The 11248-nt window shown below is 36.9% G+C and carries 14 protein-coding genes; 7 read left to right on the forward strand and 7 right to left on the reverse strand.

Annotation, left to right across the window (positions count from 1 at the left end; all coding sequences use genetic code 11):
• Positions 1 to 45: 45 nt before the first annotated feature.
• Positions 46 to 390: a hypothetical protein gene (locus ON09_RS18995; protein WP_010602651.1), complete on the reverse strand. Its 345-nt coding sequence runs from the start codon at positions 388 to 390 to the stop codon at positions 46 to 48.
• 139 nt (positions 391 to 529) lie between these two features.
• Between ON09_RS18995 and ON09_RS19000 the strand changes: the two genes are divergently transcribed.
• The 3 genes from ON09_RS19000 to ON09_RS19010 all read left to right on the forward strand — a co-directional run bounded on the left by ON09_RS19000 (position 530) and on the right by ON09_RS19010 (position 3389).
• Complete coding sequence (locus tag ON09_RS19000; protein ID WP_029204473.1) at positions 530 to 1555, forward strand: Gfo/Idh/MocA family oxidoreductase; 1026 nt, start codon at positions 530 to 532, stop codon at positions 1553 to 1555.
• A 113-nt stretch (positions 1556 to 1668) separates the two neighbouring features.
• Entirely contained in the window at positions 1669 to 2442 is a 774-nt protein-coding gene (locus ON09_RS19005; RefSeq protein WP_029204474.1) for a M90 family metallopeptidase, read from the forward strand.
• Positions 2443 to 2489: 47 nt separating this feature from the next.
• Entirely contained in the window at positions 2490 to 3389 is a 900-nt protein-coding gene (locus ON09_RS19010) for a DUF6263 family protein (protein ID WP_010602654.1), read from the forward strand.
• Here ON09_RS19010 and ON09_RS19015 read toward each other — a convergent pair.
• Positions 3384 to 4370: an alpha/beta fold hydrolase gene (locus tag ON09_RS19015; protein WP_010602655.1), complete on the reverse strand. Its 987-nt coding sequence runs from the start codon at positions 4368 to 4370 to the stop codon at positions 3384 to 3386. The genes ON09_RS19010 and ON09_RS19015 overlap by 6 nt on opposite strands.
• An 86-nt stretch (positions 4371 to 4456) precedes the next feature.
• Between ON09_RS19015 and hutH the strand changes: the two genes are divergently transcribed.
• Positions 4457 to 5938 (forward strand): histidine ammonia-lyase, encoded by a 1482-nt coding sequence (gene hutH / locus ON09_RS19020; RefSeq protein WP_010602656.1) that lies wholly within the window; start codon positions 4457 to 4459, stop codon positions 5936 to 5938.
• Positions 5939 to 5971: 33 nt separating this feature from the next.
• On the opposite strand, the gene ON09_RS19025 is transcribed toward hutH, so the two are convergent.
• From ON09_RS19025 to ON09_RS19045, 5 genes are read right to left on the reverse strand one after another with little or no spacing between them, the layout of a single operon-like run.
• Complete coding sequence (locus tag ON09_RS19025) at positions 5972 to 6412, reverse strand: ankyrin repeat domain-containing protein (RefSeq protein WP_010602657.1); 441 nt, start codon at positions 6410 to 6412, stop codon at positions 5972 to 5974.
• Between the two features lie 15 nt (positions 6413 to 6427).
• Positions 6428 to 7288 (reverse strand): hypothetical protein, encoded by an 861-nt coding sequence (locus tag ON09_RS19030; protein ID WP_010602658.1) that lies wholly within the window; start codon positions 7286 to 7288, stop codon positions 6428 to 6430.
• 3 nt (positions 7289 to 7291) lie between these two features.
• On the reverse strand, positions 7292 to 7666 hold the full coding sequence (locus ON09_RS19035; protein WP_010602659.1) for a GntR family transcriptional regulator: 375 nt from the start codon (positions 7664 to 7666) through the stop codon (positions 7292 to 7294).
• A complete protein-coding gene (locus tag ON09_RS19040) occupies positions 7667 to 8470 on the reverse strand; it encodes a hypothetical protein (protein WP_010602660.1) in 804 nt (267 codons plus the stop codon).
• Positions 8471 to 8473: 3 nt separating this feature from the next.
• Entirely contained in the window at positions 8474 to 9241 is a 768-nt protein-coding gene (locus ON09_RS19045) for an ATP-binding cassette domain-containing protein (RefSeq protein WP_238533746.1), read from the reverse strand.
• Between the two features lie 228 nt (positions 9242 to 9469).
• Here ON09_RS19045 and ON09_RS19050 point away from each other — a divergent pair, with 228 nt between their 5' ends.
• From ON09_RS19050 to ON09_RS19060, 3 genes are all read left to right on the forward strand, one after another.
• Positions 9470 to 9865 (forward strand): DoxX family protein, encoded by a 396-nt coding sequence (locus tag ON09_RS19050; protein WP_010602662.1) that lies wholly within the window; start codon positions 9470 to 9472, stop codon positions 9863 to 9865.
• A gap of 1 nt (position 9866) precedes the next feature.
• The gene (locus ON09_RS19055; protein WP_039842899.1) at positions 9867 to 10856 is read left to right on the forward strand and encodes an aldo/keto reductase; all 990 of its coding nucleotides are present in this window, start codon (positions 9867 to 9869) and stop codon (positions 10854 to 10856) included.
• Positions 10857 to 10926: 70 nt separating this feature from the next.
• A partial coding sequence (locus ON09_RS19060; protein ID WP_010602664.1) for an oxidoreductase occupies positions 10927 to 11248 on the forward strand: 322 nt, incomplete at its 3' end.

The raw sequence follows: 11248 nt of genomic DNA on the forward strand, positions 1-11248 counted from the left end.
ATGCGTTTTTAAAAAGATTTTATCGTTTATATCAACAGGCGATTATCAGGAATAGATATCTTCAAAATAACTTACCACTAAAGATTTCATTAGCATCTCTTGCTCAAGCATGGTATAAGGAGGAATCGCTTTAACGAGTTTCCAATGCGGCCAGCCATCCTGATCTACACCTTCCAGTTCATAAAAATCCATCTCACTGAGCAAACGACAAGTTGCAATATGCATCAGCTCTTCCTTTTGCCTTTTGCTATATTTCTTCGGGCCCTTCCCTAGCTCCTGCACACCAATTAAAAACAGCATTACTTTCAAGTCTGGAAAATCAGAATCAAACTCCTGAGCAATTCGCTCTTGTAAAACTTTCCACTTGGCATTAATCTCTGATGGTTTCATGCTGCAAAGATAAGGTTAAAAAGAACGAAGCTAAAAGATGAAACCAGAAAGCCGAAACTTTGACTTTAAAAAGTAAAACTTTTATCATTCAACGTTTCCGATAGCCTGCCAAAAAGTATTTTTGGCTACATTTATCTTTATGAGTACAGATTCAAAAAAAACAATTACAGCAGGCTTATTGGCATACGGCATGTCGGGAAAAGTATTTCATGCCCCGTTTTTAGATACCCATGAAGGATTTTCATTAAAGGCAGTTGTGGAGCGCAGCAAAAAAAATGCTATAAATGATTATCCTCAAATAACAAGTTATAATAGTGTAGATGAGCTCTTAAACGATGAAGAAATTGAGTTAGTAATAGTGAATACACCTAACAACCTTCATTACGAACATTCGAAAGCGGCGCTACAAAAGGGAAAAAATATTCTGGTTGAAAAACCATTTACAGCTACGTCTGCACAGGCTAAAGAGTTGTATAAACTAGCCGATGAGGTTAACAAACAAATCATATTTTATCAAAACCGCCGTTGGGATAGCGACTTTACGTCAGTTAAAAAAGTTTTGGCAAGCGGAAAGCTTGGAAAGCTGAATGAGATGCATTTGCGTTATGATCGCTACAGGAATGTTATTGGTCCTAAAGCATTTAAAGAACAGGCCATTGAGGCAAGCGGCTTAATTTACGATCTAGGTCCACACCTTTTAGACCAGGTAATCAGCATTTTCGGCAAACCTTTAAATTATCATAAAATTCTGGGTAAAAACAGAGTGGGCACAGCTGTTGATGATTACTTTAGCATCCAGCTCACTTATCCTGATAGTATTTTTGTTTTTGTTACTTCCAGTATGTTGGTTGTTAATCCGCAGGCCGCATTTGTTTTACATGGCGTAAATGGAAGTTTCATTAAACAACGGGCCGATATTCAGGAAGAACAATTGCTTGCCGGCATGAAACTTAACGATGAGGGCTACGGAGTAGAACTCAATGGAAATGAAGGCATATTGACCACAATTGATGCTGAGGGAAATAAAACAAAAGAAGTAATTCCGTCGGAACTGGGAAGTTATTTACCATTATTTGATGCTGCATACCTGGCCTTAAACCATGAAAAACCTTATCCGGTTACCAGAGAAGACATTATTACCCAGTTGGAAATTTTGGAAAGTTAAACCAGCATAAGTTGGCTTTGATTGTGGCTATTGCTTGCACTCAAAGCCAATTTAACTTTCCAAGTCCCCTCTATTCTTCAAAACCAACTAAATCTGACATCAATAAACCAAATATGAATTCACTGCCCTTTGCGTACCTTATTCCCATATGTATAATTGCCCTTTATCTGATCCTTAAAAAAAAGAAGCCAAAAATTGATCCTTTAACTGATACCGATAAAAAGATTCTGGACGATTATGTAGCTTATTACCACAATTTAGATTCAACTGATAAATTAAGGTTTGAAGAAAAGGTAGCCACATTTTTTGCTACTGTTAAAATTGAACCTGTGGGATTAGAGATGACCACATTAGATGAGCTGCTGATAGCTTCGAGTGCTGTAATTCCAATTTTCGGTTTCACAGATTGGCAATATAAAAACCTCAGCACAGTGTTGTTATATCCAGACACCTTTAATCAGGATTTTCAGTTTGAAGGTGGGGAAAGGCAAATTATGGGCATGGTAGGAAGTGGTTACATGAACGGACAAATGATTTTATCTCGCTCGGCCTTGCGACACGGTTTTTCTAAAAGTGCTGGAAAAGAAAATACAGCAATACACGAATTTGTGCATCTTCTAGATAAATCTGATGGCGCTACCGATGGTGTACCGGAAAATTTAATGGCTCACGAATATACTTTGCCATGGATAAAAATGATGCACGAGGAAATGCAGAAAATTGAGGATAACAAGTCAGATATTAACCCCTATGCCATTACCAACCAGGCAGAGTTTTTTGCAGTCGTTTCTGAATATTTCTTTGAAAAACCAGATTTATTAAAAGATAAACATCCGGATTTGTATCATCAGTTAACAAGAATATTTTCCCAACAACCAGCTGGCTGAAAGTCATTATCACATTTAATCTCCAAAAAGCTAAACCAATCTCCCAAATGAAAACATTCAAAATATTTCTTCTCTCTTTTTTATTCCTTTCATTTGGCGCTTTTGCACAGAAGCCATATGCACTAAAGCAAAATCTACCGATTGGAAAAAAATATAATTTCTCTATGGCTTCTGATCAAATTATCAATCAGGAAATTTCAGGCCAGAAGATAAACCTTACACAAACCATCGGAACTGATTATACTTTCGATATTAGAAATGGCAGTGACTTAGATAAGGATATTGATGTCGTTTACAATCGCATTTTTATGAAATCGTCGGCTATGGGAAATACAATGGCCATGGATTCAGATGATGCGGATACAACCAAAAAAAATCCTTTCCGTGGGATAAAAGGTGCATCTTTCAGAATGGTAATGGCACCAGATGGCTCCATAAAATCATTAACCGGCATTGATGCCATGTTAACCCGCATGGCCTCTAAAATGTCTAAAGACTCTGTTGTAATGAATAGTGTAAAGGCATCATTGGCCAAACAATTTAATTCTGAAAGCATGAAACAAACCATGGAGTCGTCGCTAAAAGTTTATCCGGAAAAACCTGTTAAAGTTGGCGATAGCTGGACTGTTGATACCAAGATGCAAATGACGATGCCCATCGAAACGATTACAAAATACACGCTTAAAGAAGTAAAAAATGGCATCGCTTACCTGAACATTTCAGGAACACTAACCTCTAAAGGTGATTTTGAAACCATGGGCAATAAAATGCAAACGGATTTAACAGGAACCAACAATGGCGACGCCGAACTCGATTTAAAAAGTGGCTTAATCCTTAAAAGTCACCTGCGAATGGAAATGACTGGCACAATGACTGCAATGGGACAAAAAATTAATTTTGAGTTACAGGGCATTAACAAAATTGTTGGTAAAGAAATTCCGCTATAAACTTCCAGTAAGTGCCACTAAAAATTCAGTGGGTATTTCGATGTGGGGAATATGACCGCAGGCTTCGAACTCTATAATTTTTGCGCCTGGAATTTTTGCTGCAGTTTGCTTGCCTAAAAATCTATACTGCCCATGTAGCACTTGCTGATCAGGCGTTAAAAGCCCCTTGCCAACAATTGTTTTATCTTCTTTTCCAATAAATAAAACCGTTGGCACTTTCAGATTTTGAAATTCATAAACCACAGGCTGCTCGTAAATCATCGTAAAGGTCATGGCGGCAACCTTTGCCCAACGTGGATAATCTGCACTGAATGTAACCCCTCCGGCAATATTGACCAAATATTCATATTCTGGTTTCCAATAAGTAAAATACGAGCTTTGATAATATTTCCGAACGCTTTCTGCCGTTGTTTTTAACTCGGTTTGATATTGCTGTTGGGTATTTACATAAGGTACAAATGTTTTATAATCCTCTAACCCAATAGGGTTTTCAAGTAACAGCTTTTCAGTTGTATTAGGATAAAGTAAAGCAAAACGCGTGGCCAACATGCCACCCATGCTATGGCCAAGTACCACCGTTTTCTGAATACCCAGGGTATCAAGTAATTTTTTGTTCCAGGCAGCCAGCTGGTGGAAACTATAATGAATAAATGGTTTAGATGATTTTCCAAAACCAATTTGATCAGGAACGATTACACGATAACCAATAGCTGTTAATGCTTTGATTACATTGCCCCAATAGTAACCGCCAAAGTTTTTACCATGAAATAAAATCGCTGTTTTACCATTAGCCGCTATTGTTGGCGCCACATCCATATAGGCCATTTTTATATCCTGACCTTCAGTGCTCAGCGGCAAAAATTTTACGGGGTATGGATATTTCACGTTTTCTAGAGTGATAGAAAGCGTATCTGTTTTTTGCGCTCTTGATGTAGTTAAAATAAATAAGGTAAGTGCAAGTACAACGAAAATTTTCTTCATGAGTAAAATATTATATGCGATGATAAAAAGCGAATCGGCCTAATTTAATACTTATTTATACTTTTGAGCAACCAAATAGTTTAAATATGCCTGTTTTTTATATTAGCGAACAGCCGCTAACATTAAATGTTTTAAAAGAAATTATTCTGAAAAACAAGCCAATCGCATTAAGCCAGGAATCTGTTGAGCGCATTCAAAAATGCAGAAACTACCTTGACAACAAGCTAAAACGCCATGAAGATCCAATCTATGGAATTAACACCGGTTTTGGATATCTACAAAATGTAAAAATTGAGGAAGAGAACTTAACCAAACTACAATACAATTTATTGCTTTCTCATGCCTGCGGTACCGGAACAATGGTACCACAAGAGATTGTAAAGTTAATGTTGCTTTTAAAAATCCAATCTTTGAGTTACGGTTATTCTGCCATTGCACTCGCTACTGCACAACGCCTAGTTGACTTTTACAACCACGATATTTTGCCTGTCGTTTACACACAGGGGTCGCTCGGTGCATCAGGCGATTTAGCACCACTGGCACACCTGGCACTTCCGTTAATTGGCGAAGGCGAAATAACTTATAAAGGGCAAAGGCTTAACACCGCTAAACTTTATGAACAGTTAAACTGGCAGCCCTTATCACTTCAATCTAAAGAAGGATTGGCTTTAATCAATGGTACTCAATTTATGAGCGCTTATGGTATTCATATTTTGCTGAAAGCTGAAAATTTAAGTGATTGGGCCGATCAGCTTGCCGCCATGTCTATTGATGCTTTTGATTATAGAATTGATCCATTTGATCATTTAAGTCATCAAATCAGGCCGCATAAGGGGCAGTTGGAAACTGCAAAAAAGATTAAAGATTTATTACATGGTAGTGAAATATTTCACCGCAGCGGAAAACAGACTCAAGATCCGTATTCGTTTCGCTGTGTACCGCAGGTACACGGAGCAAGTAAAGATGCCATAGCATATGTAAGAAATGTATTTGAAACGGAAATCAATTCCGTTACAGATAATCCAAACGTTTTTCCTGAGGACGACCGGATCATTTCTGCAGGAAATTTTCATGGACAGCCTTTGGCTTTAAGTCTTGATTTCTTATGTATTGCCTTGGCAGAACTAGGCTCTATTTCCGAAAGGCGAGTGTTTCAACTTATTTCAGGTCAGAGAAATCTGCCACCGTTTTTAATTAAAGATGCAGGGTTAAATTCGGGCTTAATGATCGCACAATATACCGCTGCATCAATTGTAAGCGAAAACAAACAGTTGTGTACACCATCATCTGTTGATAGTATTGTGAGCAGCAACGGCCAGGAAGACCATGTAAGCATGGGCGCCAATGGTGCAACCAAATGCTTGCGGGTGGTAAATAACCTCGAAAATATTTTGGCCATCGAACTGCTTACTGCTGCCCAGGCGTTAGACTTTCGAAAGCCTTTGAAATCTTCTCCGAAAATTGAGGCACTCTTTTCTGCGTACAGAACGGTAGTAAGTTTTAATAATGCAGATCGAATACTAGCAGAGGATATTAGAAAATCAGTACAATTTATACAACAACACTAAAAGCGAAGCTTCCTAAGCGGAAGCTTCGCAGCGTTATTTCGAGAGATAGTCGATCAACTCCTTCTTCTCGTATTTTCGGGCGTAATCAAGAGCAGTTTTTCCTTCCCGATTTTTCAACCCAACATCTGCGCCAGCCTTGACTAAAACCTTGGCGGCTTCTAATTCACCATATTTCGCGGCATACATCAAGGGGCTTTTATCGTCGCAGATTTTATTTACATCTGCTTTAGTTGATATTAAATCCTGTAAAACCTTAATTGACTTGCTTCTGATGCTGATCGCAAATAAGGAATACGGCTTCTGTTCAAGCAGTAAACAGGAATCTATCACGATTTTATCTTCTTTAAGCGCTAAATTAAACAAGCTTACATCATCTGTTTTAAAGGCTTGTTTTAGCTTGGCAGATAGGCTTTGAGCGTTAGCGGAGAAGGAAGCCAAAATGAGTAAGGCATTGATTATAAATAGTTTTATCATGTTAAAATTTAGATTTTACTTCTGCAACATTTGCTTCAGGTTAGCAATTGGCACCTGAATGGAAGTTGAATTAGAGATATTCCCTTCTGCATTGTTAATTTTGATATTCTCAAAATTTACGTTGCATTCTCCAGTCGTTTTAAGCACCAGATTTTCTATGGGGTCATGCGTTTTACCTTGCTCATTGCTCACTTTAACCTTCGTAGTATTAACATCTAAGTCTAATGTGCTGATCGCCGAATTATAAATATTTAGCGTCGACCTGTTCAGGCTAACATCAAGTTTCGTGATGCCTGAACTGTAAATATTATTATCGATCCAATATTCATTAATGGCCTTCAAATTTTTGTTGGTGATGGATAGGTGCTTAATTTTTGTACCTTCTGAAATGCTAAAACTCGCATTTTTTCCTAAGTCTAAAGTTAAGCTGTCACCATCTTTCACAAATAACTGGTTGAGGTTAACATCATCAATTTTAATCTGGGTTAAGTTTGGAGCAAATACGATAATGGTGCCACCTCCATATATTTTAGCAGAAGGGAGTTTTATTTCGATTTGCTGATTGACGTTTTTGAAACTTAGAACTTCTTCTGAAAGATCTTTAGTGATTTTAACCGCAAACTTATTGCTCTTAAATACTTTAATTTTTAAACTAACAAAATCAGTTCCGTGGATGGAGATTTTATCAAAAGGTTCGGTATCATATTTCTTCACATACCTGCTACCCTCTTTATCTAAATCTTCCTCTCCTAAAATAATTTGATTGTATTGTTGCGTAGTTATTCTGTTTGTTTTGGCAACCAAAATCATTATAGTTAGTGGCACAATCAGTAAAGTAGCAGCCATACCAATTAGAATTTTATTACTTGTTTTCATTTTCTAGGCGTTAAAATTTTCTGTTACAAATGTTTGATATCTGTTTTTCAATTCCTCAAAATCTATTTCTAACAAATACATGTTTCTAAATAGCTGTGGCAATTCATCTTCGATAAAAGTAGTTTTACGATAAATATTTACGTTTGCAATGGCATCTTGAGCTAAGAAAAAACCAATTCCTCTTTTGTTGGTGATGATGTTTTGCTTTTGTAAAAGTTCATAAGTACGCATCACTGTATTTGGGTTCACCTCCATATCTACTGCCAACTCCCGTACCGATGGTATTTTATCCTGAGGTTTCCATTTCCCCAGAAGAATATGTTCACACACATATTCTGCTATTTGCAAATAAATAGCTTTGTTATTACTAAAATCCATCTAAACCTCCTTCTCTTTTAATCGAATGTATGTTGTAATCCAGAATGCAATTGTAACTACCAGTGCAACCAGGCTGAAAATTAAAAAAATATGGCTATCATTATGCCAGTATTGATTACCAATCCACACCGTATCAGCGATCATTAAATTCATGAAATAAAAGGTTAGTGATACCCACAAAACGGTAAATAATATCACTACTATAGCCGTTTTGATATAATGAAATCGTTTAAAATAGATTGATCCAAGCAAAAATATGCTGGTAACAGTGAAGGGTGAAATCAGGTTGTATTTAAAATAATTAAGATATTGAGTATCGTTAGAAACCTCATTTACTATAGTTTCAGCAGGTTTTAGTGCTAAATTGCTATCAATCATATGGCTTATCTGCCCATTAAAAAACGTTACGAAAGCTAAATCGACTAAATAAAATACTAATAAAAAGCTAGATGTACTTAAGATTGATGTATAAAAAACACCTGATACAAATTTTTCAAAAATAGAGGCTGGAATCATCAGTTCTACAATCGAATCTGCTTTCTTTCCAAGATTAATAAAGTAACTGCTGGCTACGATACTGATAAAGAAAAATCCTAAAAACGTAAATACCAAATACCTGAAGCTTAATTCCGGACTTTTTCTAATGTTCAGCATAATATTATCCGTTGATGGCATAAATATCCAATAGGCCACGACCAAAATTCCAGTTAATATAATTAGCGTTCCTAAATAAACTTTCCCAAAATCCAGCCATTGTCTTTTGAGCAATAAGCCAAATCGATTAATATTAAATGTGTTGTTCATGGCTTAATCAAATAAAGGTTTAAATTTTGTTTTCTCAGTTAAAATGGCATTGAAGAGTAATTCTATATCCAGTTTGCTCTCTTCCTGATGGTAGTTTGGCAATACCGCATTGTAGCCGGAAAGTGATTGCTCGGCATAAATAATACTGGCATCTATTTCTTTCACTTTTTTAAAAGTAAGTTTCTCGGTAATTTCTTCAACGGATGCTTTTAAAGCAATATCATTTTCATCCAGCATAATTACGGTGTCAATCAAATTATCTAAATCCCTAACCTGGTGCGTGGAGATAATGATGCAACAATCATCGGTTAAGGCAGAAGCCATAATTTTCCTGAATTGTGCCTTTGAAGGAATATCCAATCCATTTGTAGGTTCATCCATAATGATCAGCTTCGCCTGGGTAGCCAAACCAAAAGCGATAATGATCTTTTTCTTCTGGCCATAACTCATATCAATTAATTTTTGTGAAACCGGAATATCAAATTCCTTTAATAGCTCGGTAAAATAGTTATGATTAAATTTTTTATAGAAAGGTGCATTGGCTTTGAGGTAAGCATCAATTTTAACGGCAGGCAAATAAAATTCTTCCGGGATGAAACAGATTTGTTCTAACAATGCCGGCTGACGTTTTTTCGGATCGAAACCCAATACATTTACTTTTCCGCTTTGCGCATATACCAAACCAGCCAAATTTTTAAGCAAACTGGATTTACCCGCTCCGTTTTTCCCCAGCAAACCATATATGTGTCCGGCATTTAATTGCAAACTCATATTTTTAAACAATGGCTTATGCTTACTGTAACCAAAATTAAGATTGTTAACATGAATCATGTTTACTGTATTAGTTAAATAATACACTAAAGTATGATTTATTTATTTACATCCAAATTTTTGTAAAAATTATTTTTTATAACGCCTTTGTAAAACTTGAGTTTAATATCCGTTGCATTAAAACATCCTTAACATTTGGATTGTATGTTTGTGTAAACACGATAAATAATGGATAAAAACTGGGCTTACTTAATTAGTCGGTTAGCAATTGGCTTAAGTTTTTTCGGACACGGCTTGGTGCGTTTACCAAAACTTGCCGGCTTTAGCAATTGGATGGTTAGCCAGTTTTCCAAATCATTACTGCCAGAATTTTTAGTAGTTCCCTTTAGCTATATTTTACCTTTTGCTGAATTCATTGCAGGTCTATTGATCATCATCGGCCTGTTTACCCGACAGGGACTATTGCTTGCAGGCCTGATTTCTTTAGCCCTAATTTTTGGAACAACAATGATCGAAAATTGGGAAGCCTTACCATCTCAGTTAATTCATGTGGCATTTTTATCCGTGTTGTTAGCTTATTTACCGCATAATACCTATGCGGTTGATCAAATCATTAAAAAATAATATGGAATACAGAAAAATAGGAAACTCTGATTTAGAACTTTCAGCAATTACTTTCGGCGCCTGGGCGGCAGGTGGATGGATGTGGGGCAGCACAGATCGAAACGATGCCATTAAAGCTATTCAGGCGGGTTACGACTTAGGGGTAACTTCCATCGATACTGCTCCAATTTATGGACAAGGAGATAGTGAGGAAATTGTTGGCGAAGCAGTTAAAGGAATTGCAAGAGACAAAATCCAGCTGGTAACCAAATTTGGCATGCGCTGGGATTTAGAAAAAGGGAAATTGGCTATGCAAACCAAAAACAATGATGGTAAAAACATTGATGTTTATAAGTATGCCGGAAAGGAAAGTGTAATTTTCGAGTGTGAACAATCTTTGAAGCGGTTAGGAACAGACTATATCGACTTATATCAGATACACTGGCCGGATGTGACTACTCCAATTAGTGAAACTTTCGAAGCAGTTAGCCGATTAATTGAACAAGGGAAGGTGCGGTACGCTGGAGTTTGCAATTATGATGTGGCACAGTTGAAAGAAGCTGATCAGACTTTGGAGATTATTTCCAATCAGATTCCTTTTAGCATGGTTAATCGGGCTGTTGAAGAGGAAATAATTCCTTTTTGCCTTGAGCATAACAAATCGGTTTTAGCATATAGCCCGATGGAAAGAGGTTTGTTGACTGGTAAAATGACTGCCGACTATAAATTCGAAGAGGGCGATCATCGCCAGGGAAATAAATTCTTCACTCCGGAAAGTATTCAGAAAACCAATTCGTTTTTAGCCAAACTTAAGCCTTTGGCTGAAGAGAAAAATGCAACCTTATCCCAATTGGTTTTACGCTGGACCATCGAACGGCCAGGAATTACAATTGCTTTGGTTGGGGCGAGAAATGAAAAACAAGCCATCCAAAATGCCGAAGCAATAAATGTAAAATTAAGTGCTGATGAAATTCAATTCATCAACACAGCATTAAAAAACGCCGGTTTTTAATTTCCAAATAGTAGCTAAGACACTACTTTCTAAAAAAGCACTGATTGCCTTTGTAGTTAAACAAAAATATATGTCAAAATTATTCTCTCCTTTTACCATAAAGGATGTAACCCTAAAAAATAGAATCGTTATTTCTCCAATGTGCCAATACTCAGCTATTGATGGCTTTGCCAACGATTGGCATTTGGTTCATTTAGGCAGCAGAGCTGTTGGTGGTGCCGCTTTGATTATTCAGGAAGCTACAGCAGTAGTTCCGGAAGGCAGAATTACACATGCCGACTTAGGCCTCTGGAAAGATGAGCATGTAGAAAAGTTGAAACAAATTGTTTCTTTTATTCACGAAAATGGTGCCATTGCTGGTATTCAATTGGCGCATGCTGGCAGAAAAGCAA

The organism is Pedobacter agri PB92 (genome assembly GCF_000258495.1).
GTDB classification, from domain to species: Bacteria; Bacteroidota; Bacteroidia; order Sphingobacteriales; family Sphingobacteriaceae; genus Pedobacter; species Pedobacter agri.